Annotated in this window: 22 protein-coding genes; 7 read left to right on the forward strand and 15 right to left on the reverse strand. The window is 60.0% G+C overall.

Translation table 11 applies throughout. The features are described 5' to 3' along the window. Positions 1-238: 238 nt before the first annotated feature. From KF757_10535 to KF757_10580, 10 genes are all read right to left on the reverse strand, one after another. Positions 239-724, reverse strand: a complete 486-nt coding sequence (locus KF757_10535; GenBank protein MBX3323417.1) for a hypothetical protein — start codon at positions 722-724, stop codon at positions 239-241. A 22-nt stretch (positions 725-746) separates the two neighbouring features. After that, positions 747-2024 carry a hypothetical protein gene (locus KF757_10540; GenBank protein MBX3323418.1) on the reverse strand — a complete coding sequence of 426 codons (1278 nt, stop codon included), beginning with the start codon at positions 2022-2024 and terminating at the stop codon, positions 747-749. A 100-nt stretch (positions 2025-2124) separates the two neighbouring features. Continuing rightward, positions 2125-3042: a hypothetical protein gene (locus KF757_10545; GenBank protein ID MBX3323419.1), complete on the reverse strand. Its 918-nt coding sequence runs from the start codon at positions 3040-3042 to the stop codon at positions 2125-2127. Between the two features lie 142 nt (positions 3043-3184). Then, positions 3185-4483 (reverse strand): hypothetical protein, encoded by a 1299-nt coding sequence (locus KF757_10550; protein MBX3323420.1) that lies wholly within the window; start codon positions 4481-4483, stop codon positions 3185-3187. Beyond that, the gene (locus KF757_10555) at positions 4447-4839 is read right to left on the reverse strand and encodes a hypothetical protein (protein MBX3323421.1); all 393 of its coding nucleotides are present in this window, start codon (positions 4837-4839) and stop codon (positions 4447-4449) included. Before KF757_10555 ends, KF757_10550 begins: the two co-directional genes overlap by 37 nt. A gap of 159 nt (positions 4840-4998) precedes the next feature. After that, the gene (locus KF757_10560) at positions 4999-5334 is read right to left on the reverse strand and encodes a hypothetical protein (protein ID MBX3323422.1); all 336 of its coding nucleotides are present in this window, start codon (positions 5332-5334) and stop codon (positions 4999-5001) included. Next, positions 5331-6098 carry an RHS repeat-associated core domain-containing protein gene (locus KF757_10565; GenBank protein MBX3323423.1) on the reverse strand — a complete coding sequence of 256 codons (768 nt, stop codon included), beginning with the start codon at positions 6096-6098 and terminating at the stop codon, positions 5331-5333. Before KF757_10565 ends, KF757_10560 begins: the two co-directional genes overlap by 4 nt. Positions 6099-6463: 365 nt before the next feature. Continuing rightward, positions 6464-7435 (reverse strand): RHS repeat-associated core domain-containing protein, encoded by a 972-nt coding sequence (locus tag KF757_10570; protein ID MBX3323424.1) that lies wholly within the window; start codon positions 7433-7435, stop codon positions 6464-6466. Positions 7436-7455: 20 nt separating this feature from the next. Then, positions 7456-8379, reverse strand: a complete 924-nt coding sequence (locus KF757_10575) for a DUF2075 domain-containing protein (GenBank protein ID MBX3323425.1) — start codon at positions 8377-8379, stop codon at positions 7456-7458. 12 nt (positions 8380-8391) lie between these two features. Next, positions 8392-9507: a DUF2075 domain-containing protein gene (locus KF757_10580; GenBank protein ID MBX3323426.1), complete on the reverse strand. Its 1116-nt coding sequence runs from the start codon at positions 9505-9507 to the stop codon at positions 8392-8394. A 616-nt stretch (positions 9508-10123) separates the two neighbouring features. Here KF757_10580 and KF757_10585 point away from each other — a divergent pair. The 5 genes from KF757_10585 (at position 10124) to KF757_10605 (ending at position 16639) form a co-directional block, all read left to right on the forward strand. Continuing rightward, positions 10124-12040, forward strand: coding sequence for a proline--tRNA ligase (locus KF757_10585; GenBank protein MBX3323427.1), 1917 nt, complete (start codon positions 10124-10126; stop codon positions 12038-12040). 16 nt (positions 12041-12056) lie between these two features. Beyond that, on the forward strand, positions 12057-12659 hold the full coding sequence (locus tag KF757_10590; protein ID MBX3323428.1) for a DUF1572 family protein: 603 nt from the start codon (positions 12057-12059) through the stop codon (positions 12657-12659). Between the two features lie 161 nt (positions 12660-12820). Continuing rightward, positions 12821-14371: a histidine ammonia-lyase gene (locus KF757_10595; GenBank protein ID MBX3323429.1), complete on the forward strand. Its 1551-nt coding sequence runs from the start codon at positions 12821-12823 to the stop codon at positions 14369-14371. 116 nt (positions 14372-14487) lie between these two features. Beyond that, positions 14488-16227: a urocanate hydratase gene (gene hutU / locus KF757_10600; GenBank protein MBX3323430.1), complete on the forward strand. Its 1740-nt coding sequence runs from the start codon at positions 14488-14490 to the stop codon at positions 16225-16227. A 172-nt stretch (positions 16228-16399) separates the two neighbouring features. Then, positions 16400-16639: a hypothetical protein gene (locus KF757_10605; protein MBX3323431.1), complete on the forward strand. Its 240-nt coding sequence runs from the start codon at positions 16400-16402 to the stop codon at positions 16637-16639. Positions 16640-16733: 94 nt separating this feature from the next. Here KF757_10605 and KF757_10610 read toward each other — a convergent pair whose 3' ends face one another. From KF757_10610 to KF757_10620, 3 genes are all read right to left on the reverse strand, one after another. Continuing rightward, the gene (locus KF757_10610; protein MBX3323432.1) at positions 16734-17360 is read right to left on the reverse strand and encodes a hypothetical protein; all 627 of its coding nucleotides are present in this window, start codon (positions 17358-17360) and stop codon (positions 16734-16736) included. 219 nt (positions 17361-17579) lie between these two features. Further along, entirely contained in the window at positions 17580-19043 is a 1464-nt protein-coding gene (locus KF757_10615; protein ID MBX3323433.1) for a radical SAM protein, read from the reverse strand. 72 nt (positions 19044-19115) lie between these two features. Beyond that, entirely contained in the window at positions 19116-19901 is a 786-nt protein-coding gene (locus KF757_10620; protein ID MBX3323434.1) for a CPBP family intramembrane metalloprotease, read from the reverse strand. Between the two features lie 82 nt (positions 19902-19983). Between KF757_10620 and KF757_10625 the strand changes: the two genes are divergently transcribed. Next, on the forward strand, positions 19984-21177 hold the full coding sequence (locus KF757_10625; protein ID MBX3323435.1) for a thiolase family protein: 1194 nt from the start codon (positions 19984-19986) through the stop codon (positions 21175-21177). A gap of 124 nt (positions 21178-21301) precedes the next feature. Here KF757_10625 and KF757_10630 read toward each other — a convergent pair whose 3' ends face one another. Together KF757_10630 and KF757_10635 are read right to left on the reverse strand one after the other, a co-directional pair. Then, positions 21302-23371, reverse strand: a complete 2070-nt coding sequence (locus tag KF757_10630) for a hypothetical protein (GenBank protein ID MBX3323436.1) — start codon at positions 23369-23371, stop codon at positions 21302-21304. Between the two features lie 72 nt (positions 23372-23443). Continuing rightward, positions 23444-24802, reverse strand: a complete 1359-nt coding sequence (locus KF757_10635; protein MBX3323437.1) for a hypothetical protein — start codon at positions 24800-24802, stop codon at positions 23444-23446. 613 nt (positions 24803-25415) lie between these two features. Between KF757_10635 and KF757_10640 the strand changes: the two genes are divergently transcribed. After that, a complete protein-coding gene (locus KF757_10640) occupies positions 25416-26705 on the forward strand; it encodes a hypothetical protein (protein MBX3323438.1) in 1290 nt (429 codons plus the stop codon). The last annotated feature ends 166 nt before the right edge of the window (positions 26706-26871 follow it).

Genomic DNA, 26871 nt, shown 5'->3' on the forward strand with positions numbered 1-26871 from the left:
GGAACGGGCAGCGATGTGGCCAGAGCGTGATGTGAACGCAATCCCCCAGTCCCGGCCCCTTTCCCACGATCGCGCTGCACCAGGTACACTGGCCGCCATGCCCTCTGGCACCCGATGGACCGAACCCGAACTCGTGCAAGCACTCTCGCCGTCGAGGTCCATGTCGGCAGGATGAAGCCCGAACGGCACGCCGGATAACCCGTTGGGTGTGTCATTGGCAGTGGACATCCTCTCCCACCTATTGCACTTCCGCATAGTCCACTTTGACGTTCTGCTTCTGCAACGCGTTAATGAAGGCGTGCGCGTGCATTCCCTCTCTAAAGTATAAAAAGATGCAGGTTGTATCAAACATGTGAATTTCTGTCTCCACAGGCCAGTTCAAGAACCTCGGTTGCTCCTCTGTTGCCGCAATTTTTATGCCGTCCGTTGTCGTGACATTATGGTCAACGCCGGCCAGTACACCACTGAGGAACTGGTCAATATCCTCTACAGGGGTCACAGCATCTACTGTGGCCCCCAATACAATACTGCCGATCAGTACGTCACCGCCCGCCAGTGGAGACCCGCGCGACGACGTTGCCGAGACATCGGAACAAATCCAAAGTAATGGTCCCAGGATATCATCAACCACTCGCATGACGGCTGCGACCTGGGCCCCGGTGCAGAAGAAGGGCTCATCCGACAGTTGTCTCAACCCCAACGGTGGAATACGAATCTCGATCATGTGGGGGCTCGATCTCTTTGGTTTACGGGTTCTTTGGGTCGAACGGCTTGGGACCCTGTCGTTTTGGACCAGATGGAGTTGGTGTCCAGGGATGCTGATGGGGATTGGGATGCAGATTAGGACGGCCGTGATCAGTGAAGTCAATGTCACGAACGGGACAGTTGGGATCCGTTCCCCACTCGCGACCCTGCGTATAGACTCCTCGTCGTCCCTCCTTCCGTATGACTTGAGTATGTGGCCTGCCGATGGAGGCTGGGTCCGGTATAGGGAAGCCTGTACCGGGTGCTTTCGGAAACACACCTTTGGTTGGTGGCAGGCCAACATTTGGTGTCAGCTTGTTCCCACCCGGTATGGGATTCAGAGAACACAGGGTGGTCGTACAAGCGTTGACGATGCTCCCATCCGGATTCCAGAGCTCCAAACCCACTGTCAATGGGATCGTGATCACATCGGCGCCAGGGATGTAGTCGCAGCACGCAAGCGCATCTTGGATCTCTCGTATGGCCCCGGGATCGCGCGAATCGTCGATGACCTCTTGAATCGACCGTTTCCCGGTGAACACGTCGTCCCAATAGTCGATCACGACATCGACGCCGTCTCTCATGTCGTGCCACCAGTCCTTGACGCCGTCAAAGATTCCGGAGACAGCGAACAACCCCATCGGGTCCAACCGCGCGAAGGCCGCTAAAAATACGTACTCATACAAGTTGGCGGAGCCGCTGGCATAATCAATCGGATCCCTCGTCAGCCATCTCCCCGTCGCTGGCTCATACACCCGGTTCCGCACATGATACTTCGAGATGAACCGGTCCCACCGGTACCCCGCGTAGCCGATGCGGTTGTCGGTTGTGCTGCGGCTCAGGTTGCCGCGGCCGAGGCTCTCCCCGGCCGTGTACAGCGACGCGAACGCCACGTAGTCCGTCGAATCCACCACGCCGTCATGGTTGAAGTCCACGAGCACATGGTAGCCGCCGTTGTACAGCGCGGTGAACTTCGTGAAGTCCGCCCCGTCGACATCGCCGTCGAGGTCCATGTCGGCAGGATGAAGCCCGAACGGCACGCCGTAAGCCGAGTAATGCACCCGCTCGACGGCCGACCCGTCGTCGGCGATCAGCTGCACCACATCCTGGTGCCAGTCCTGCAGGTAATAGACCCGTTCCTCGAGCACGCCGTCCGACGCGAACAGCCAGGTCTCAGCCGGGTCCGAGTTCGACGTGCTCGTCGCGTCGCGGTCACGGAGGACGACCGCGTCGATGTACGACGCCGTCCCGAAGCCGCCATCGCCCGCAGCGTGATACACGATGGTCTCCTCACATTCGCGCGAGCGGGCGGGGCATTGAAACACTGCTCGCAGAAGCGACGATGCTGCAATCCCGAGTGAAGTGGGTCATGCGTCCATCTTATTCCGTCCCACAATTGTACGCGGATAAGAATACTCTAATATGATCGGCAAGCCTCCCTAGACCCAAGATATCAAGCTGAGTTGCATATGCCCTCAACTCATGATGTCCCATTAAGCCACTGGTGAACGACGCCATGCCATTCCGCACTACCCACGAGGTGTTCTCGGTTTCCGAAAAAAAATGGAGCGACATGTTTTTGATAGCCTCTGATCCAACCACAGCCGCAAGTGCAAAGTGAACTCGTGCCTCCTCGATGCGGCCTAATCGCCAACATTGATCGGCCAATACTGCTCGGGCAGTCGCCTCCAAAGGATGCGCATTCAAGGCTGCTTCTAGCAAAACTACTGCTTGCGATGAGACTCCATCGCGTGAAGCCAAGAGGTACGCCAGTTGCTCAGCCGCGAAGACATTGTTGCTATTTCTGGCCAAAGCAAGTTCATACAACCGAATGGCCCGTGGTGGATCGGAATGACTGTATACCCAGTACGCCAGATTTGCCATCGCTTCGTCATCGGCAGCATCAAGGCATAGCGCTTCTTCGAAAGCAGCCTTCGCCTTCTCGATTTTATCCGCACGACCATACAGTGTGCCGAGAATGACTAGCCGTGGTCCAAAGGGCATCGCCGCGACAGAATGTTCGAGTGCAAGTATCTGCGCATCGACCAGTGAATGCATGGCAGCGACATTTGCTACAGCACCCCACGTTCGAGCCTTGCAAGAACCGCTGAGAGAATCGGCGCCGCACGCGACAGATGCCGCGAACACAGCTCGGTACAATTCATTGTCATTTCCGCTTGCACTGAGGGGGTCACCAGCCAAGTCTAGATCAAGCAGCCCCACGGATGCCGATATTGCGGACATCATGTCACATTCATGAGTTGCTCGCTCAAGTTGGATCTGTAAAGTCTCGCTCACTTCTCTTGATCCCGTAGAAAATCCTGCAGGTCTTTGGCATCCTTCTGCTTCGATTTTTGAGTGCTCTCGATTCCGCAACTACCCTGCTGTCGAGCACGCCGCTGGGCTTCTAAAATCTCTTCGTACTGTTGTCCTGGTTCCTTCAAACTGCCGTCTGGATTACGACCCGATCCAGGATGTTTCGGCTTGCCCCCCGAGCCCGGGGCGTCGACCTTCGGCGATCGTTTTGGATTGGGAAATCCACCTGGAGTGCCCGTCGGACCCCCGGGGGGGGACCGAATCCAGGATTATTTGGCACCAAGCCCTGGGAAGGAGGAAGCCCAGCTTTCGGCTTTAGTTTTCCACCACCCGGTATGGGATTCAGAGAATACAGGGTGGTCGTACAAGCGTTGACGATGCTCCCATCCGGATTCCAGAGCTCCAAACCCACTGTCAATGGGATCGTGATCACATCGGCGCCAGGGATGTAGTCGCAGCACGCAAGCGCATCTTGGATCTCTCGTATGGCCCCGGGATCGCGCGAATCGTCGATGACCTCTTGAATCGACCGTTTCCCGGTGAACACGTCGTCCCAATAGTCGATCACGACATCGACGCCGTCTCTCATGTCGTGCCACCAGTCCTTGACGCCGTCAAAGATTCCGGAGACAGCGAACAACCCCATCGGGTCCAGCCGCGCGAAGGCCGCTAAAAATACGTACTCATACAGGTTGGCGGAGCCGCTGGCATAATCAATCGGATCCCTCGTCAGCCATCTGCCCGTCGCGGGATCAAAGACCCGGTTCCGCACATGATACTTCGAGATGAACCGGTCCCACCGGTACCCCGCGTAGCCGATGCGGTTGTCGGTTGTGCTGCGGCTCAGGTTGCCGCGGCCGAGGCTCTCCCCGGCCGTGTACAGCGACGCGAACGCCACGTAGTCCGTCGAATCCACCACGCCGTCATGGTTGAAGTCCACGAGCACATGGTAGCCGCCGTTGTACAGCGCGGTGAACTTCGTGAAGTCCGCCCCGTCGACATTGCCGTCGAGGTCCATGTCGGCAGGATGAAGCCCGAACGGCACGCCGTAAGCCGAGTAATGCACCCGCTCGACGGCCGACCCGTCGTCGGCGATCAGCTGCACCACATCCTGGTGCCAGTCCTGCAGGTAGTAGACCCGCTCCTCGAGGACGCCGTCCGACGCGAACAGCCAGGTCTCAGCCGGGTCCGAGTTCGACGTGCTCGTCGCGTCGCGGTCACGGAGGACGACCGCGTCGATGTACGACGCCGTCCCGAAACCCCCGTCGCCCGCAGCGTGATACACGATGACTTCCTTGGGGTCAGAGTCGAGCGTGAGACTGCCGCCGGACTCGACCGCCCGGTAGGTTTCGATGATCCGCCAGCGTTCATATGTCCCATGCGCCGTTAGCCCCGGTTTCTCCGTCCGCTCGATTTTACCCACTTGCTTAGCACATCGTAGTTTCCCAAATGCGGAGAGCGCCCCGACTCTTGCCTCTTCCAGAAGAGAACCCACCGAGCAATAATCAGGAACAGATCAGTTTCATTGGTGGTAGCGGGTTCAAGAAAATAGCCTCGGCCGCCCTGTACACGAAGACGGTATCGCATGCCCTGTTCGTCCCAGCACCAATGCACTTCATCGTCAAGATCCTGTTGCTCATGCCAGACCAAATCTCCAAGTCCTTCAATCACACGGATCGTTCCCTCATCAGGCAGGAGAACAAATAGCGGCAGGGGCAGGGTGTCGCATTTTCGGTTGTCGTGTGTCATAGCATTGTTACCTAGAACCACCAGTCCCATGGAAGGTGCCGACCGATCCCCTTGCCAGGCACAGGCGGGGTGGCACGGGTGGCGTGAATCAACGGTTGCGGTCGGTGCCACCCGCCGAACCTCGGCCGCGGCATCCGAGTCCTCGCGCCGGCGGCCAGTCCGAATTTCCGAAACCGAGCAAAGGTTCCTTCAAGACTCTACATACGCTTCACACGGATCGTCCATCGCAATATCGACGCGAATAGGAATGTTGCCAATAATAGTTAAGACGCGCTCTGGCATCTGCACGAGTACATGACTAATATCGTATAGACCAATGCGTTCAGTATCAACGACTCGAACCACCCGAGCATTGGGAATGATAAGCCGCGCGCAAGGCGGATCTTTCGGCTTCATTCGAAGAGGAATGACAAGATTATCCTGAATTTGACCAAGAGGCAGGTCATCGACTGAAAACCACATATCGTGGATCAGCCCGGACAGTCTCTTGCCCCAATCGGCATTGGCAGAGTCAGGTGGCATCACCGACTCATCCACCAAGGATACCGAAACACTCCACCACTCCCCTTAACGCCCCGCCGCCACCAATTGATCTGGAGGTGCCAGAACTGGTGCGGACCGCCAGCGTGAGGTGGATGCACGGCACACTTTGCGTTGAACCCGGACGCTTTGCAACCGACGGCCCCCTCGAGAGCCACGCAACTCACCATCCCCATCTTTCGAGAGATATCCAGACTCGGGTCGGACGGATCATAGAGGTAGGGACTCACGTCAATATCAACGAGTCCTAAGAAAAGTGTTTCCGAGAATCCCTCGCACCAACAGAAGAACCCCTCGACAGCGCCTTGTAGCAACGCCTCCGGAACCGATTTTGGCGGTTTCTTGAAGGTGGGCGATGGCTTTCTCGGCGTTCTTGAATGCCACTCCTCACGAGGCCACCCGGTTCCGATGTCAAGGCCTTGGGGATCGACATATCGCTGCGGGTACGAGCCGCAGTATTCATACAAGTTCATCGTCCCCGCGTCGTACTCAATCGGATCCCTGTTCAGCCATCTCCCCGTCGCTGGCTCATACACCCGGTTCCGCACATGATACTTCGAGATGAACCGGTCCCACCGGTACCCCGCGTAGCCGATGCGGTTGTCGGTTGTGCTGCGGCTCAGGTTGCCGCGACCGAGGTTCTCCCCGGCCGTGTACAGCGACGCGAACGCCACGTAGTCCGTCGAGTCCACCACGCCGTCATGGTTGAAGTCAGAAAGCAGGTCGTAGGTGCCGTTGTGCTTGTGCATAAAAAATTGACGCTGCAGATCAGTGCAAGGCCCACGAAACTAGAACTGCTGCAGGAAGTAGCAACAGCCAACATCCCAGCCAAACGCACGCCAATGCGCCGGCTCTCATAACACCCGCGGGACGGATTGCCAACCATGCGGCTATGAATGCTATATCAATAACAAGTGTGCCCATATTCCATATACTAAGCATTGCAGCCTTGCCTGAATCGAAACGCAATCCATGGCGAATGGTCCACGAAAGCAACGGCCACTGCAGTCCGCTAATAATCACACTTGCGACGAGCAACAGAAGATAGGTCACGAAGCCATGCTGATTTGAGGTCGAATCGGACATAATGGTACACCTTTACACATTGCACAGCCTACCAACCTCCACCCCCGCCCCCACCTCCACCGTCTTTGTGCCTTGGGAGTCGATATGGATCCGCTGTAGGATCGATGCTCGGCCAAGGAACATACGGGGTAGCTGGCCTACCTCCAGGTTCATACAAGATGCCCGGGTGCCGAGGATCGACGAGAGGCCAAATTACCTCCCCTGGGATACTTACTGGCCCGCCGCCCGGTGAATAGTTGCGGCCTGGTGCCCTCACCGGTAAATCGATGCGATCAGCAATCTTCTGCGGATAGTCTGTGTTGCCAATGTAGCAACAATAGAACACGACCCCAGAATACTGTTGCAAGGCCTCGACCCACTCTTCCGGCCAAGTCGAGGGGTCGCCCAATCGATGCTTAACTCCGTCCTTATCTTCGAAGTACGGCCCGTCTTTAGCGTTTGCATGACAGGAAATGACGGCTACATCTGCCCCTGTCTCATTGTCCCCCAAAATTTGGAAACAGTTGTCCCACGAGCAGAACTTCTGACCAGGCATGCCCGGGATGTCGTCTGGAGCCCGTACCCATGCCTCCTTCACTTTCTTGCAGCCTTTAATGCAGTCTCTGTATGGTGCTTCTCTCGTATAGCCTGGGTAGCCACCGTGCCGACGAGCACAGTCTTTCCGACAGTCGCGTTCGTCCGAGTAAGGATCTAGTCCTAGCGGGTCTACAAGCACTAGTGGGCGAGACAAGGTGTACTCGTACAGGGATATGCTGCCCGCTTGATAGCCAATCGGATCCCTGTTCAGCCACCGGCCCGTCGCTGGCTCATACACCCGGTTCCGCACATGATACTTCGAGATGAACCGGTCCCACCGGTACCCCGCGTAGCCGATGCGGTTGTCGGTTGTGCTGCGGCTCAGGTTGCCGCGGCCGAGGTTCTCCCCGGCCGTGTACAGCGACGCGAACGCTGCGTAGTCCGTCGAATCCACAACGCCGTCATGGTTGAAGTCCACGAGCACATGGTAGCCTGCTTAATAGCCTAGCCCAGCACGGTCACCCCCACCTGATCGCGGAGGTAGTCGAATGTCGGGTCATAGAACTTCCCAGCCCGTGTCGGGTCCGATTCCTCGCCCTCGGGCACCACGATGACCATGCCTTGCCTCGCCCGCGTGAGCAGCACGCGGTACGCGTTCTTCAGGTACAGTTGCCGATCGGCTTTGTTCACCCGCTCCCATCGCTCGCCGCGGAACGAGAAGTGCCGCCACCCGCTCGGCGTGTGCCGGAAATCACCGTCCCACACCACGGCCGCCCAGTCGAGTTCGAGCCCCTGCACCTGAAACTCCGTCGCGACATCCTCGAGGTAATACGACGATCGCACATCGACGCGATCGTCGAGAAACCAGTGCACCGGGTCAACCGACACCCGCACATCGATCGCGTGCGGCTTGAGTCGCTGGGCACTCGATGACACGACCATTCCGTACCTCTCGGTTCCACGGGCCCGCGAGCGCAGCCAGTCCTTGGCCGTCCGCACGCTGCGTGTAAGCACGATGGGGTAGCGGTCGCTGATGGCTCGGTAGTACTCTCCCGCCCGGTCCGCGTCAAGATCCAGCAGGTGCTTGACGAAGCTCGACACGTGCTCGGCCCGGAAGGAACGCATGGAGACCGCCAGGTGCATTTTCGGATCAGGATGCACGCGGGCCTCGCGGCCAAGAATGTCCAGCGCGTCGCCTGCGGCGTACTCCGAATCATGCAGGTGTGGCGAGATGTGGATGTGCCAATGTGTGAAGTGCTGTCGCAAGGCGGTGAGCCACTCTGCGATTCCCGCCTCGCCGCGGTGGATTTCCTGACCGCCCCCGACCAGGCAGACCACGACAGCCCAGTCCTTGTGCCGGTCCATGCACGAAAGCAGGAACTGCGGCTCGGACATCGCAAAGTCAGGCCGGTTCCGCTTGCGTTTCATGAAGTTCGCGGTCTACTCAAGATTCCACGCCCGCTGGGCCTCATCGAACAGCGTGACATGCTCGATCGGCGGGCTGGCCTCGTCCACAAGGCACTCGTCGCGGAAGTTGTGGACGTTCTGGATGAACGCCTTGACCGCACTTCGAGCTTCTCCGAGTCGTCCGCGCTCTCCCCTCGCCGACTGCCGCTCGGCCTTGTCGCGCGCAAGGGCCTCGCGGAGGACCGCGACCAGCGGGCCGTTGCCCGAGAGGAACACGCTGTAGAGGCTGTCGTCGGTCTCGACGTGCTGGGTGGCGATGTTGAGCCCTACGAGCGTCTTGCCCGCGCCGGGCACGCCGGTCACAAAGCAAATGGACTTGTGTCGTTCGTCACGCGATGCCCGGATGATTGCCGCGATCGCTTCGGAGGTCTGCGATAGATTGATCGCGCTGGCGTCGTTGCGTGAGATCGCCTCGACGCCATGACCGCCATAGAGCGCCCGCGCCGCTTCGATGATCGTGGGTGTCGGCTGGTAGCGGCCCTGTGCCCATCGCTCCGCGTCGATGTCGGGCCCGGCTGAGTGGTCGAGCGCCGCTTGCATCGCGTCGGCCAGCCGGTCCGGGGTGGCCTGCATCGGACGGAACACGCCATCGTGGTCGCTCATGCAGGTCAGGTCGACCAGCGCGGACGGGGCGCGCGTCGCGACGAGAATTGGCGCGATGGGTTTATCGTGGCTGGTGCTGTGGAAGTTCCGCAGGTCGAGTGCGTAATCCCACACCTGATTGCGGGCGCCGGCAGTGAACTGACTCTCTCCGACTTTGAACTCGATGACGAAGAGCACGCCCCCAGCAACAACCACGGTGTCAATCCGCTTGCCGACACGCGGGACCGCGTACTCAAACCCGATCCATGCACCCGGGAACCCGCCACCCGGGAACCCGCCACCCGGGAACCCAGCCAGCGCCATCCGCATGACTGAGACCTGCTCGATCCACGCGTCGCGCTGCGCAGTCTCGACAGCGAAGTCGCTCCCCCGCACGAGTGCGGCGAGCACTGCGGCATCGGGCGCCCGCAGAAAGTCCGCGACCGGCGCCCAGTACGCGGCTCGGCTCGCGACCAGCGGCGAATGTTTGCTGGAGTCCTCAGTCATGCTCGCGGAGTCTACCAGGCCGGGCGTTACAGCGTGGTGCGGCCAGCCCTCCCGAGTGATCCGGCCGCGCCTTTCATCGATACAACCGGAACTTTCACGCATCAAATGTCCTGTTGTATCGATCAAACAGCCTCTTTGATCGATCAAACCTTCTCTTACATCGATGCAATTGAATGTTGAATCGATGCAAGCAGCCCCCGAACGCACCAAAACTCGCCTCAGACGACCCGAACAGAGCCTCGCAGCGAGCAACGACTCGCCCGCCCGCCCGAACACCAGTACCCGCGACCCGAACAGGCCGTGGGAGCCGTGGGAGAAGCAGGGAGCATGAGAACCACCAGAGGAGAGCAGGGGAGGGATCAAGAGGCGAGTGAAAAGCAGGGGAGGGATCAAGAGGTGATTGAAAAGCAGGGGAGGGCTCAAGAGGTGAGTGAAAAGAAGGGGACGGCTCATGAGGAAGAGCGCAGATCAACGCTCGCGCCTCAGCCGACGCCCAAAACCGAAGCCCAAAACCGAAGCCAAAAGCCGAAGCCACAAGTCGAAGCCAAAAGCCGGGCAGGACCAGCGGTGCGGGTCCTTTTGGTCCTTTGGCCCCGTCCCCCTACACTTGCCTCCCATGACGCACACCGATAATGACGCCAACACAGGCACAGGCACAAACACAAACACAAAACCCTTCGCCCTGGCCCGCAGCACCCGCGGCGAGATCGCCCGCTGGGCCTTCATCCCGACCACACGCGAAGCGCCCGCCGACGCCGAAACCCCCAGCCACATCCTGCTCGCCCGCGCCGGCTGCATCCGCAAGGTCACCAGCGGCGTGTACGCGTTCCTGCCGCTGGGGCTGCGCGTGCTCCGCAAAATCGAGCAGATCGTCCGCGAAGAAATGAACGCCATCGGCTCGGCCGAACTGCTCCTGCCCGCGCTGATGCCCATCGAACTCTTCGCCGGCACGAAGCGCGATATCGAGTACGGCGACCTGCTCTTCACGCTCGAAGACCGCCACGGACGCAAGCAGTTCCTCGGGCCCACGCACGAGGAAGTCATCACCGAAGCCCTCGCCGCCTGCGTGCCCAGTTACAAGAGCCTGCCGATCTGCGTCTATCAGATTCAGACCAAGTATCGCGATGAGTTCCGCCCGCGCGCCGGGCTGCTGCGCGGCCGCGAGTTCCTGATGAAAGACGCCTACTCGTTTCACGCCAGCCTCGAAGGAGCGGGGGGGCTCAATGAGACCTACGACCGGATGTACCAGGCGTACGTCAACATCTTCACCCGCTGCGGGCTCGACTTTACGGCCGTCGAAGCCGAAGCCGGACCCATCGGCGGCTCGGCCAGCCACGAGTTCATGGTCAACTGCGCCACCGGCGAAGACACGATTCTCGTCTGTCCCGCGAGCGGCTACGCGGCCAACGTCGAAAAGTGCGAGATCGGCCAGCGTGCGGCGCCCAGCGTCGGCTTCTTCGTCGGCGAGCCGACCGGAACGCTCGAAGAAATCCACACGCCCGACTGCCCCGGCATCGAAGACGTAGCCAAACTCATGAAGGTCAAGCCGGAAAACATGCTCAAAACTGTCGTCTTCAAAGTCGTGGCGCGCGATGACGACGAAGCGACGAAATATCCCGGCGAGTGGTGGGTCGTCGCGTGCGTGCGCGGCGATCATGATGTCAACGAAGGCAAGGTTCGCGACGCCTGCGGCTGCAGGATCGAACTGGCTAATGTCGAAGAGGCAAAGGCGTTCGGCTTCGAGATCGGCTACGTCTCGCCGCGCGCGGTCGTCGGCAAGGCGCAGACGCTGCTGCTCGTTGACCCCGACGCCGCCGCAGGCTTCGATGACGCCAAAGGCAAGAGTCGCTTCTGGGTCACCGGCGGCGATCGCAAGGATTTTCACGTCAAGCACTTCAACTGGCAACGCGACCTGGGCAAGGACCCGGTCGCTGCGATGGGTAAGGAAGACTGCTTCTTTGAAGTCGCCAGCATCCGCAATGCCGTCGCCGGCGACCCCAGCCCGCGCGCCGACGGAGCAAGACTCGAAGCACGTCGCGGCATCGAAGTCGGACACATCTTCAAACTCGGGACCAAGTATTCGACCGCGATGGGCTTCAACATCCTCGACGAGAAACAGGAACGCAGACCCGTCATCATGGGCTGCTACGGCATCGGCGTCAGCCGCACCGTCGCTGCGTGCGTCGAGATGAGTTGCGACGACAACGGCATTATCTGGCCCGCGCCCGTCGCGCCGTATCACGTGCTCATCACGCTCATCAAGCCCGATGAACCCTCGCACTCCGCAGCCGACGCGCTCGCAGAACAACTCGCCTCGCGCGGCATGGACGTGCTCATCGACGATCGCGACGAACGGCCGGGCGTGAAGTTCAAGGACGCCGACCTGATTGGCATTCCCGTGCGCGTGACCATCGGTGCCAAGGCTCTGGCCGAAGGTAAGGTCGAGATCAAGCATCGCAAAGACACCGGCAACAACGCACTCGTCGCCGTAAGCGATGCCGCCGATGAGTGTGTGCGCCTGCTCGAAGCTTGAACCAGGAGTGGACGCAATGGACGCGGCCGCGTCACACTACGCAACCCCTCTGCCCGACGACCTCATCGCCGTCTGGCGGCAGGTCTTCGAGCGCCAGCAGGCTTTTGCTGAGCATGCGATGAAGCAACTCGATGACGAGGGCTTCTTCCGCGCGCCCGGGCCGGGGATGAACTCGATCGCCATCATCGTCCAGCACATGGCCGGAAACATGCTCAGCCGCTGGACCGACTTTCTCACGACCGATGGCGAGAAACCCTCACGCGATCGCGACGCCGAGTTCATCGCTCCTGAACCCACCAGCTCGTCACGCGCCGCGCTCATGGCCCGCTGGAACACCGGCTGGGCTGCTCTGTCTGCAACGCTCGACGCGCTCACGCCTGCAGACCTCGGCCGCATAGTGCCTATCCGCAGCGTGCCGCACCCGGTGCATGCCGCCATCGCTCGCCAACTTGACCATTACGCATACCACGTCGGGCAAATCAACCTCATCGCGAGGCTGATAGTCGGTACGGATCGCTGGCAATGGTTCACCATCGCACCCGGAGCAACGTCCGCGTTCAATGCGAAGTTGTTCGCAGGCAAGGGCGTCCAGGCAACGCCGAGCAAGTCGAAGTCTTGAATGTCCTGATGCAGCACTTGTTTTCACCCATCCGTATGCCCGTCCAGGGCCTCATGTTGCTGATAGACATAATATATATTATAGGACGTTATTGATCTCCGATCCGCGCCCCGCCCTTCCCGCTTGCCTCAGGGCCTCCCACGGCACACCATCTCACCACGATGTCGAACCAACCCCTGACTCTCCTCGATGGCTCGCCCCTCACCACGGAACAAGTCGCCCGCGTCGCTCGAAATTTGGCTCCCGTCACTCTTGCCCGCGACGCCCGCAACCGGATGGACGCGTGTCGCGGCTCGCTTCTGGCCACCATTGCGTCCGGCGATGCTCACTACGGAATCAACACCGGTTTCGGGTCGCTCGCGCGCACACGCATCGATGATGCCTCGCTTGGCGAGCTTCAGCGAAATCTTGTGCGTTCTCATGCCGCAGGAATTGGCGAGCCGCTTTCGGTCGAAGTTGTGCGCGCGATGATGGTTGTTCTGGCAGCATCGCTCAGCCGCGGACTCTCTGCGGTGCGCCCCGAAGTTGTCGATCTCATTCTCGCGTTGCTCAATCATCGCATTACACCCATGGTTCCCGAAACAGGGTCTGTCGGCGCGTCCGGTGATCTCGCCCCGCTTGCCCATGTCGCGCTCGCACTGATCGGTGAAGGTGAAGTCCTTGTGGACATCGGCTCCGGACGCTGCGAAACCTGTCCTGCGTCGACTGCACTGGGGCGTGCGGGATTGTCGCCGGTGGTGCTCGAAGCCAAGGAGGGTCTGGCCCTCATCAATGGCACACACCTGATGGCCGGTCGGGGTGCGTTGCTTGTCGATGATTTTGACCGCTGTGCCGGTGCTGCGTTTGTCGCGGCCGCGATGTCGATGGATGCCTGTCGGGTGACCCATCGCTTCCTTGATGCACGCGTTCACGCTGCCCGGAATCAACCCGGTTGTGCGCACGTCGCCCAGCAGCTGCGAGACCTTCTGCACGGAAGCGAGATCGCTCAGTCGCACGCGGTCAATGACCCGCGCGTGCAGGATCCGTACTCATTCCGGTGTGCTCCGGCGGTGCTCGGGGCTTCGCAGCAACTTGCCCAGCATGTGCGCACAGCGGTCGAACATGAACTGGGAGCAGTCACGGATAATCCGCTGGTGTTTGCGACCGATGCAAATCAGGCTGACATCGTTTCGGCGGGCAACTTTCATGGCATGCCAGTCGCGCTGCCGCTCGATTGCCTGGCGCTCGCGGCGTGTCATGTTGCCGGTCTTGCTGAGCGGCGCGTGTTTCACATGCTTTCGGTGTTTGACCCCGAATCGGGGCTCAAGCCGTTTCTGAGTCCGACGCCGGGGTTGCATTCGGGGTACATGATTGTGCAGTACGCTGCTGCGGCTGCGTGTAACGAGATGATCGGATTGTGCACGCCAGCGTCGGTTTCAAACCTCGCGACTTGCGCTGAAATGGAGGACTACAACTCGTTCGGTCCTCGATCGGCAGCCAAGGCGGGTCGGGCGCTGGACCTTTTGACATCGGTGATTGCGGCCGAGTTACTCTGTGCTGCGCAGGGTCTCGAAGCGCACCGACCCCTCCGAAGTGGGCAGGGCGTGGAGCGTGCGCACACTCTCATCCGCGAACGTGTACCGAGGCTGATTGCTGATCGTCCGCCGTATGCGGATGTGCGTGCCATCGAATCAATGGTTCGGGATGGAACGCTTGCTGCTGTGTACACCTGATTTTGTGCGCTGTTTTGTGGCTGGGGGTTGTGTTTGGCGCGCAACTGACGTACAACATGGTTTGTCGGCGTCTCGGAATGGTTGCGCGAGATGCTTGCCGGCTGAGGAGCAGGGCCATGTCGGTTTCAACGTTGGAGCAGGAGCGGGCTGTGCGTGTAGTGCGTGCGCCGCGCGGAACGCAGCGTCGGTGTCACACCTGGCAGGCTGAAGCCGCCATGCGCATGCTGATGAACAATCTTGATCCTGAGGTTGCGGAGCGCCCTGCGGATCTTGTTGTCTATGGCGGGCGCGGTCAGGCTGCCCGATCGTGGCCCGCATTCGACGCCATCATCGAAACGCTCCTGCGACTCGCGCCTGATGAGACGCTGCTTGTGCAGTCGGGCAAGCCTGTCGGGGTGGTGCGCACGCATGAAGAAGCGCCGCGCGTGCTCATTGCCAACAGCAATCTTGTCCCGCACTGGGCAACACAGCAGACGTTCGACGACCTGGCTGCCCGTGGCTTGATGATGTTCGGACAGATGACCGCGGGTTCGTGGATCTACATTGGAACGCAAGGCATTCTTCAAGGCACATACGAGACATTTGCAGAATGTGCCCGAATGCACTTCGGGGGTACGCTCGCCGGGCGGCTGTGCGTGACGGCCGGGTGCGGCGGGATGGGCGGCGCGCAGCCACTGTCGATCACGCTCAACGGCGGAACGTGCCTCATTGCGGATGTTGATCACGCCCGGCTCGACCGCCGTCTGCGCGACAATTATCTCGATGAGATCGTGCTTGAAGTTGACGACGCGATTGATCGAGCACTTGATCTTGCCGGGCAGCGCAGCGCGACGAGCGTCGGTGTGCACTGCAACGCGGTCGAACTGCTCGAACGCATGATTGAGCGGGACATTACCCCTGATATTCTGACGGATCAGACCAGCGCTCACGACCCGCTCGAAGGCTACACCCCGGTCGAGTTCAGTTGTACGGAAGCCGAAACTCAGCGCATCGAAGACCCGGAGCACTATGTCGAACTGAGCATGGCATCGATGGAGCGGCATGTGCGCGCGATGGTGGAGTTGCTGCGGCGCGGCGCGGTCACCTTCGACTATGGCAACAACATCCGCCAGCGTGCGCTCGATCATGGGTATGAGGACGCGTTCGCGTTTCCGGGGTTTGTCCCTGCGTATATCAGGCCTCAGTTCTGCGTGGGTCGGGGGCCGTTCCGCTGGGTGGCGCTTTCGGGCGATCCTCGCGACATCTACCGAACGGATCGTGCGCTGCTCGATGCTTTTCCGCGCGACGGAGGCGGGTACAACGAACGGCTGCACCGGTGGTTGCTCAGTTGCCACGCCAATCCGGACGCCCTGCTCGCCGGGGATTTTGACAACTGCCATCCAAGATTTGCTTTCCAGGGCCTGCCTGCGCGGATCTGCTGGTTCGGGCTGGGCGAGCGCGCCCGCGCCGGATTGATCTTCAACCAGATGGTGGCTCGCGGCGAAGTCTCGGCCCCCATCGTCATCGGACGCGATCATCTCGACTGCGGGTCGGTGGCAAGCCCGAATCGCGAAACCGAAGCGATGCTCGATGGCACCGACGCGGTCAGTGATTGGCCCCTGCTCAATGCGATGGTCAATGTCGCCAGCGGTGCGAGCTGGGTGAGTTTTCATCACGGAGGCGGTGTTGGAATCGGGTTCAGCCAGCACGCCGGTCAGGTGATCGTGGCCGATGGCACTCCTGAAGCTGAACGCCGCTTGGCCCGCGTCCTGACCAACGACCCAGCGATGGGAATTTTCCGCCATGCCGATGCGGGATATGCGGACGCTCTGGCGTGTGCCGATGCGTGCAGCGTGGATATTCCGATGCGGCCCTGACCCAGCGTATAAACCGCAGATTTGGTGCAATCGAACGCACGGAAGCGCAACATTTGCGCTCTCCACTTGTGAGCGGTTGTCGCAGGGGTGAACAATTGCGATCTTCATGGGTGGAAGGCCGAAAGAGTCCCTGCACACACATGTGCAAAGGACCTTTGAAGGAGATCACACGATGCCCGCGCTCGGTACTTGTACGCTCAGAGACCTTATTGATCGGCTGCCTTCGGGAGAGCGGCGTCTGATCCTGCTTCGTTATGCCAGCCGACTCTCGATCGAGGAGATTGCGGGGATGGAAGGCGAAGACATCGACCGCATCGAGTCGCGCCTGACGGCCCTCGAAGATGTGTTGTTCGAACAGGTACAGCAACGCCTTGAGAACGAACTGGCTGACGACACGGCAGCAGCGGCGTAAACAGCAGTGCAACATTTGAATCACAAACGGCGGACCGAGCGCTCGAGTAGCGCCCGGTCCGCGTCACGTCGTATCGCAGTCCGGCAGGAACGACCTACCGTCGGCGATTGTTGACATCGATGCGAACGTTGAACCCGGTGTCGCACGAATCATCCCACCGCCGACCCCAGCCGCGATCGATCGAGTCGAATCGCGAAGAGCCGGAGATGATCGTCACGCCTGAGCGAGGCGGTGTTGAGCATCCCCACGATGGCGGGCGGTATGTGTCGTACTTTCGAACAACGGGCGTGGAGACGTACGTCACTCGCGTGGGTGGCGGGGTGTAGTGCCGGACGGAGACCTGGCGATTGATCCTTGCAAGCGTGAGGACCAGGTTCGTCCCGCGCCAGCAGGTTTGAAGGTCGTAGTCGCATCCGGTCCAGCAGATGTCGGGCTGGCGACACCCGCGTGTGTACACGACGATGTCGCGGCCGACGATTCGCGCGTCGTATCCGGCCGAGCACAGGGCTTGACGGATCTGATTGTTGAAGCTGTACCCGTCGCGAATCTGAAAACACCGGCCGTCGATGGTGAGTGTGCCGAGAATCGCACGGTTTGAATACGAAATCGAACCCCGGCTCGCGCTGCTTGCTGTTGCTGGTGCGACCGCAAGCGGAAGTGTGAGTGCGGCTGCCAGCGCGAGGGCGCGCAGCGGCGAAGGTGCTCGTTGCGAGCGTTTCATGATTGACTCTCCTTTTTGAGTTGTACCGATCACCCTCACGCCACGAGCGCGAGGATCGAACGCACCCGGCAACGGGCCCTGTTTGCCGGATCCGCGATGGGGCCATCGGGCCTCCATGTGATACACACCCGCATTGCGGGCCGAATCCTGACAGAATGTCGGGCAAGAGTGTGCGAGACCGGCGCTGTGAGCAGGTGTCGGGCGGGTTTCAGGGCGTCGTTACACGCTCTGCTCCCCTGCTGCTTCGATGGTCAGTTCGGCCTTGATCTGGGCGGATTGAGTGTGAAGCCTGCGCGTGCGATGGCGGGACCAGTCCGTGACGGCCTGATCGGGCGAGGCGGTGCCATCCTTGATGCTCAGGATGTCGTATGTGTTGTTCCGCTGCGCGGGCGTAAACCCGGCATCGCGGATGAGCCGACAGAGCACGGCTTCATCGAGGCAGTAGGTCGTGCCTGCTGATGAGACGACATTTTCCTCGATCATGACGCTGCCCATGTCGTTGGCGCCGAACATCAATCCGAGTTGGCCGACGTGCGGCCCCATCGTGACCCAGCTCGCGCCGATGCTGTAGATGTTGTCGAGAAAGAGGCGACTCGTGGCCTGCGTGCGGAGATACTCGACCGCGCCAGCCATGCGAAGGCGGCGTCCGAACTCGGGGTGAAGATCCTTGGTGCCGGTGCCGTCGAGTCGTGCGACCGCATCGCCCGGGAAGACGCGTCCGCAGTGTTCGACATCTGCCGGATCGGAGCCCCAGTCGCGCAGGCGCCCGAGCGGAGTGTTCTCACGCTGGAAGGGCCAGGTGATGAACGCGGTGTAGTGTCCACCGGTTGCGAGGTTCTTGTGGGCGGGATCGTTGGCGATGTCACTGGGTGCGTGTCCGCCGCCGAAGTCTGCCAGTGCCCGATCCTGCCACTGGCGTACGAGGTGCATGTGATGGATGCGGTCGGCATGGCCTTCGATGTGTCCGAACATCATCGTCGCGCTCGTGAACATGCCCAGCGAGTGCGCGACGTACATGCATGTGAGCCATGCCTCGGCGGTGCACTTGCCCATGCCGATCTTCGAGCGCACAGCCGGCGCGAAGATTTCGCCGCCGCCGCCTGGAAGACTGTCGAGCCCGGCATCGCGCAGCCGCACCATGACCCAGCGGATTTTTTCTTCGAGGTTGCGTCCCGGAGGATCGAAGAAGTTGACGAACTCGATGAACTCGGGCGGGCTGAATGCGTGGATGTGCAATGCGGGGAACTTCGACTTGATTCCGCTCAGGAGTTCGATGTACCAGTCGAGCGGGAGAGCAGGGTTCATTCCGCCCTGCATGAGAATCTGTGTGCCGCCGAGGGCGACGAGTTCGGCGATCTTTTCGTGGATCTGTTCGAAGGCGAGCGTATAGGCGTCATGGTCTTCGGCATCGCGGCGGAAAGCGCAGAAGGTACACTTAGCGGTGCACACGTTGGTGTAGTTGATGTTGCGATCGATGACGTATGTGCGCAGCGACGGGCCATGCATGCGGCGGCAGCGGGTGTCGGCTGCCCGACCGAGGTCATGGAGCGATGCGGCTGTGAGAAGTTCGAGCCCCTGCTCTGGCGTGAGCCTTGCGTGCCCGGCAGCGACGGCCTCCAATAGACCGCGATCGGTCGCGGGCAGGTGCGGATGTTCGACGGGCGGGCGGTAGATGGGGGTCATTGCTCGGACCTTTCTTCCGGGTTTTCAGTAAACAATGAAAGTTTAGCCCCCCCGCTTCCGTCCCACCATCGTTCAGGGGTACACCGTCCCGCCGAAGAAGTAAGGCCCGAGCCCGACCGTGAAGATCCAGCAGCCGTACAGGGCGTGTTGGATCGACGCGGCCAAGGTTGAGTGTGTTCGTTCGTAGGTCGCAGCAAACAGCACGCCGCCGATGAGGCAGAGGAGCGGCGCGATGAGGTTCATGAACAGGATGTGCATGAACCCGAATGCGATGGCGCTCGCTGCGATTCGCGCTTCGGGCGTGCGCAGGAGCGCGGCGTAGCGATGAAAAAAGAACGCACGGTACAGAACTTCCTGAGGCCAGACACTCACGAGCGGATAGAGCACCATGATCATGACCCAGAGCAGCGGCTTTTCGCTTGGCAGGCGGAAGAGTGACGCCATGCCAGGCAACCAACGCGGGGGCACGCCCAGATTCGCTGCTGCGGTCAGCAGGTACGAACCGGGCGTCAGTTGCCATGCGAGCAGAGTGAGTAAACCTGCCAGCGGCACGAACTCTGCGGTGCACTTGGGCAGGCATCTCCACGCGGCTCGGGCGTTCCACAGCCGCTTGCGCTCGAAAGAACGGTCTCGAAGCAGATACACGAGGCACACGATGGTGAATGCCATGAGCGAGGGCAACATGAAGCGCCCGGGTTTTGCGAGGAAGTCCGCCTCGATTCCCAGCGTCGCGGCCGCCTCGGCGACGGCCTGCGGGTTGAGCCGCCAGAATGTCATTGCAGCCGGAACCGCAAAGAACAGCACCGTGAGTTCGATGCTCAGCCAGAGGCGTTTTGATCTTGGTGCGGCAGAGTCCATGATTCGCTCGGTGGGTCGCGATAGAATAGGGTTCGCGGCCCCTCGACGGGGTGATTCATGTTGAAGGCAAAGGGAGAAGTTCATGGCCACGCAGTCTGTCATCGTCGCTGCCAAGCGCACTCCGATCGGTCGCTTTTTCGGAGGTTACGCTCGCGTACCTGCGACGAAACTGGGGTCATGGGCGGTCTCGGCGGTGCTTGCCGATGTTCCCGGTGCGAAGACGGCGGTCGATGAGTGCGTAATGGGGTGCGTGCTTCAGGCGGGTCTGGGGCAGAACCCGGCGCGGCAGGCGGGGCTGGGGGCCGGACTTGCGACGACGCTTTCGGCCAAGACGATCAACAAGGTGTGCGGCTCGGGTCTCGAAGCTGTGATGATGGCGGATCAATCGATCCGCGCAGGCGACAACCGGTGTGTGGTGGCGGGAGGCATGGAGAACATGACGCTTGCACCGCACTTTGCCGAACTCCGCAGTGGCGTGAAGTTCGGCGAGGTTGCGTTCAAGGATCACATGCAGTTCGACGGACTGACGTGTGCCTTTGAAAACTGCGGCATGACCAACTCGGCGGACTACATCGCCAAAAAGCACGGGATCTCGCGGGCCGAGCAGGATCGCTTCAGTGCGCAGAGCCACGCTCGCGCGGCGGCCGCAACTTCGGCAGGGCATTTCAAGTCCGAACTCATCACCATCACCGGCGAGATGGTCGGCAACAAGAAGGTGGCCGGGCCAGAGGGCGGCGTGGCGGCGGATGAAGGGATCCGTGCCGATTCGACAGCCGAAGTCCTCGGCAAGTTGCGAACGGTTCCGGGGCACGAGACGATCACGGCTGGTAATGCGAGCCAGATCAGCGACGGTGCGGCCGCAGTCCTGGTGATGAGTTCATCGCGGGCCGAAGAACTGGGCGTCAAGCCTCTGGCGCGCATTGTGGCCACTCATACGCATGGCGTCGATCCGAAAGACATTTTCGAAGCTCCGATCGGTGGCATTCGCGGGGTACTCGACATGGCGAATCTGAAGGCGAGCGACATCGACCTCTTCGAGATCAACGAGGCCTTCGCCGCGCAGGTGTTGTGCAATGTCAAGGAACTCGGCATCAAGGAAGATCGGCTGAACATCTGCGGCGGCGGGGTTGCACTCGGACATCCGATCGGTGCTTCGGGCGCTCGCGTGTTGGTGACACTCGTGCACCAACTGCGTCGCACAGGGGGCAAGCGAGGCGTTGTGAGCCTGTGCCTCGGCGGCGGCAATGCAGTGGCGATGGTGATCGAGGCATGCTGAAGTAACCCGGCGTGCGCGACAGGTGTTGCGAATTGATCACGGCAACTCTGTGCCACACCATGGAATTTTCGGTTGAGCCTAAAACGGTCCTATTCATCATCGCATGCCCGACACACGTTGGGAGTCAGGGGCATCCACCCGAATAGAGATTGAGGAATGACTGAACATCCGCAAAGTCAAACGTCCAGTTCGGTGTCGTAAGGTCGGCGCGAGAGTCACGCTGAATGAAAAGGGCTAGAAACATCTGAATATCGAAGAAGTCGAGTCGTCCGTCCCCGTTCAGGTCGGCCCGACAGTAGATCGGACCATCGCAGTGCCAACTGCTCGACCCTTCGCCAGTCCGGAACACTCTTCCGTTTGGAGCGACAGCTGCATTCGGCCACATATATCCAGGACCGTTTGGCGATAGACCGTACTGAATGCGATTCCATTCGAATGTCAAAGGATCTCTGCGAAACACCCACCCGAGCCATTGCCCGCTCCTTCGACCTCCCATGAGAATCAGCCCGCCATACTTTTCCGAGTACACAATCGCGGGGTACTCCAAATTCTCGGGAACAAGGGTTCCTTGAAGGAACCAGAGCCCCAGACTGCGGTTAAACTCGTAGACGGATTGACCGACCACGCTGTAGATGCCGCCGGTCTGTCGATCAACGCCCATAACTGATCCACGGTTCGTAATCGGGGGTTCATTGCCGATCCGTGTCCATGTGCGTGCAACGCCGTCCCATTCCCAGATGTCTCGCATATTGAAGTCATGGCTTTCGCCTCCATACATCAGGACACGCTGTGTCGTCGGGTCGTAAGCAATTGATGCGAAAGTCCGATGGCCGGGGGCAGAGTACTGGATCACACGCTCCCAAGTGCGTGCAAAAGGATCAAAGATCCATGTATCTTCCCGAACCTGAATCCCGCTTGGCACAAACTCGGTCCCGCCGTACAGAACAATTTCTCCAGTTGATTCATCGAGAACCCAACTGTGATTGACGCGAATGCCGGGATTTGGGCCTGCAACTTCGATTTCTTCCCACCCATGAGTTTGTTCGTTCCATGACCACATGCGTCCCATATCCGTCGATCCGCCATACATGAGTGCGGTGCCTGTGGCGGGGTCACCTGCGACGCCTGCGCGAAGCGACAGAACATTCCCCAATCCTTGAATCGTCACCTGTTCCCACCCTGTAGCGGAACCCGACCACTGCCAAAGATCGTTATAGACAATATCGGCCGCGGTCGATCCCCCATGCAGATACAGCCGGGTCGAATCCTTGTGAAGGACCATTACTGCATTCGTCCGTGCACCGGGTCTGAATGGCGTGTCAACCTGGCTCCAAGCTACACCATTGCTGGGGAGGAGCCAAGTGTCATCCAGTCTCTGTGTTTGCCCGCCCAGGTTTCCTCCGTACATCAAGAGTCCACCGTCCGCCGGCGAGTAGGCCATGACGTGTCCGATGCGCGCAATGGGGCCGCCAAAGGCTATGGGAATCCACTGCCCTACTGCACTGTCCCACTTCCATGTGTCATTGTGCCATGCAACCGCTCCTTGACCTCCGAACATGATCACGCCTCCACGTTCGGGGTCATAGGCCATTGCATGCCGAGCCCGAGCCATGGGGGGAGAAGTGTTGCGCAATAACCATTCCTCACCATCCCATTCCCATGTATCTCCTGTCAGTGCTCCGCCGTCATTGAGTACCCCACCGAAGAGCACGATCTTGCCCGTGGATTCATCAAGCGCCATTGCGTGGTGGTTCCGTCGAGCGGGAACGGCGTTGTTCGTCGCAAGCAGTTTCCAAGCTCGAACCGATCGCGTCAGGCTGTAGGTGCGACCTTCTCCATCGCTCGTGCCACCGAATACGATCACCGATTCAGTCGCAGGATCCCATGCCGCTGCCGGTCCGTGCAAGCCCGCTGGACGTCGATAGTGTATTGAGGTCCAGACGCCGCTCGTTGGGTTGAACAGATAGTCTGTTGAGGACGACCCACCAAAGAACAGAATTTCCTGAGTGGTGGGCAGATAGGCGGCACAATGCTGTTGACGACCGAGAATCGGCCCGTGCGACTCCCATCCAAAGCACTGTGCGCTGGCCAGAGCAGTCGATGCGATCAACAGAGTCGCAACAAGCCATCTTTCACAGGCCATGACACTGCGTGCGATGCTGTGTTGTAGCGAACTCAGACTCATCTGAAACATCGTGAAACTCCTGACGATTGCGTACGAGCGCCGGATGGCGACGCAGGTTGTGAGAATGGAAATCCGGTCAACTCAGAAGCATGCGCTGAAGGCTGCAAGAAATGCTGCAATATCAAAGAAATCGATCAGGCCGTCGCTATTGAAGTCTGCGATCGTTGAGCCACTGGAAAAATGGTTCAAAAATGCCTGCACATCAAAGAAATCGGCAATGCAGTTTTCATCCAGATCCGCCCGACAAGCCTCGCGTGGGAAGCGCCATTGTGCGACGCGCGAAGCGACAGCACCATCGACCATCGTGAAATTTCCACCCGCGAATAGTGTCGGGCCATAACCAATGTCGTACAGCCCAATGACCTCAACCGACTCACTATTGATACCTACGCCAGCCCCGAAGGTTGCCCAGTTCTGCCCGTCCCAGTGGGCGATATTCTTGGCAGGCTGAGTTCCGGCCTGCGTGAATCGTCCACCGACGTACAAACCCGCATATGGACCGTCGGCACTCGAAAACGCAGAATTAATGTCCGATGTGCCGGTTCCATCGACTCCAAGCCCTATTGGTGCCCATGTGCTCCCAGTCCAGCGTGTGACACGGCGTATCGGTCCGTCAACCAGAGGAGCGCTGACAAACTGCCCCATTGCATACAGCGATTCACCGTTGCCATCATCGTGTACGAGAACATCTGACACCAAAGCACCCAGCCCAGCACGCAGCGGCAACCAGAAGGAGTTCTTCCACTCGGAGATGTAGTTGACGCCAAGACCCCCTGCCATGGTGAACTGCCCGCACGCAACGAGCCTTCGAGCGGTCCCATCGTGATAGGTGGTCAGACCGAGCACATTGTTGTTCATCCCTATTTCACCAGGACCAGTCAGTGCCGACCACGCCGAACCGTTCCATCGGGCAATACGATTGACGGTTTGTCCTCCGGCATTGATGAAGCTTCCGCCAACAATGAGTACTGGTCCGTCATCATCATCGTACTCGGTCATCGCCCTGACGACCCCGCTTGTTCCCTGCCCAAGAGCCGAATAGGTCGAACCATTCCATTTGACGATGTTTGATGCCAGTACACCTCCAGCGTTGACGAACGTACCACCGATGAACAGTGCCGGGCCGCTGCCGTCATCGAAGACCTGCATCGAATACACCGTTCCGCTTGTCAACCCGCCCCCGACCGACGACCACGACTGCCCGTTCCACTTGCCGATGCGATAGAGTGCCTGCCCCGAAGCGTTGGTGAACGCACCACCGACAAATAAAGCAGGACCCGTCCCGTCATCAAACACCTCCATCGCGAAGACGCTGCCATTGAGTCCACCCCCCACCGACGACCAACCGCACGGCGGTGCTGCAGCCATCGCCGCGCCTTTCAACCCGATGAGCATCGAAGCCCCGATCCAAACACCCAAGGCAATTCTTGTGCTTGTCATTGTCTCTCCCGATATCAGATCGGCTTCACCACTCCGCGCCCAGAGCCTTACGGGCAATAATACCATATTGCCTCCGAATCATGGAACAATTCCCAGATTGTTACCGAATTCGACCTTCCTGAGATTCGCCTGAACTCTTGAATCCGATAAGAAAAATCCACAAACACCATCGCCGCATCGGTGCACAACGTCATTGCACTGCGCTCGAAACGAAACCAACAGCTATTCCCCTTGCTAACTCTCACGCAGGATCATGCAGCACCGTCAGAAGTGCAACTCGCATCTGTGCACATTCGGTGCCACACGTGTGAAGTCCGGAGGCTGACTCGATTCTCGTGTCACCTGTGTTGCGAAACTGTAAGGGGTCGTGTGCCATTGGACTCTTGGGACGGGCTGATAGTCATCATCGTGGTATGAAGGCTCGTGGAGCGTAGCAGGCGGTGCACGGTGAACTCGGTTCGATTGGCCAATGACCTCCCCACTTTGGGTTCCTTAGTGAACAAAACCGGATTTCCGGCTTGCGGCTTTTTGCAGTTCGCTGTACCATGGCGAGCGAGAGAGGGCTGATTCCGTCCAGCCCTCGCGGCAAAGCAGGAAGAGAAGGAGAGACATCATGCGATTGACTCAAACGGCGTTTGTGGCTGTGGTTGCCGGTTTGTCGGCCAGTGTTCTGGCTGGTCCTCCTGTTTCGGGCAACGTGATTGTGCGTGAGGGCGATATCGTCGACGGCTCGGCCGTGACGATCATCAACAGTCCGTTCACCAACGGCAACGGGCAGGTCGGGCTGGTGATCGGTCTGGCCGACGGTCGCCGGGCCATCTGGTTCGACACGGGCGTGATCTTCCTGTCCAGCGACGCTTTGCCCGATGTACTCACCGGTGGCGAGGGCACGATGGGCGTGGGCAACAACGGCGAGTTCATCTACAGCCCGTCATACAACGGCAATGACTCGGTGTGGGGCCAGAATGGGCTGATTCTCGCGGGGACGCAGGCGGCTCCGGGTTATGGTGCAAACTTCTTCAGCACGTTCAACAGCCGGCCGCAGATGATCGACGACGGCACAGCGTTCTGGGTCGGGGGCATCAACAACGGGCAGGGAGGAACCGCGAGCTTCCAGCGGGCGCTGTACAAGCAGGGCCCGGGCGGAGCGATCTCGCGCGTGCTGTCTTCAGGCGATGTCATCGGCAACACCGGCGGGCTGACGGTTGCGTTCCCGTCGGGCATCAACTTCGACTACCACGTCTCGGGCAACGGCAATCACTACATCAACAACCTGACAGCCGCGACGGTGGCCGCGTCTGACACCATGATCGCGGTCAACGGCTCGATGGTTGCGCAGGAAGGCGGCGCGACGGGCCAGGGCGATGCCTGGCAGAACTTCGATCTGGTCTCGATCAACAACAGCGGGAATTACATCTTCACCGGCGACACCAACGCCGCGACGAATATGGACGAGTTCATCGCGTTCAACGGCGTGATCGGGCTGCGCGAGGGTCAGATGGTCGATGGCCTGACCCTTGGTTCGGCCGTTAATGCCGCGTCACTGAACAACCTCAATCAGGCAGTCTTCGTCTGGACGACTGTGCAGGAGACCGAGACGCTGTTCTTTGCTTCGGATGCTTCGAATCTGGCTGCCAGTGTCAAGCTGCTCTCGGTTGGCGATCTGTTCGACGAGGACAACGACGGCATCGGCGACTGGACCGTGACGGATTTCAACGCTTCGGGCATCATCGGGCCGGGGCTTGATTTTGCCGATGACGGGTACGTGTTCGTCGAGGTCGATCTGCGTTCGCTTGATGGCAGCACCACGATCGAGGCGATCATTTCCCTGCGCGTTCCGTCGCCGGCTTCGGCTGCGGTGCTCGTGCTCGGCGCTCTTGCCGCGGCTCGCCGGAGGCGATGAGACCTCTACTCGGCTGAGGCATGCTGGTTGTTCGGGCAGCCGCTGAACGAATCAGTTCCTTCGGTTCCATCATGGATCGCGCATCGCGTCGCGATCTATATTGACTCTCTCGTTCGGCCCGGGGCGTTGCGGTGCATGCCTCGGGCCGTTTTCATCCGGTCTGCTG

The organism is Phycisphaeraceae bacterium (genome assembly GCA_019636795.1).
Classification (GTDB): Bacteria; Planctomycetota; Phycisphaerae; order Phycisphaerales; family UBA1924; genus JAHBWW01.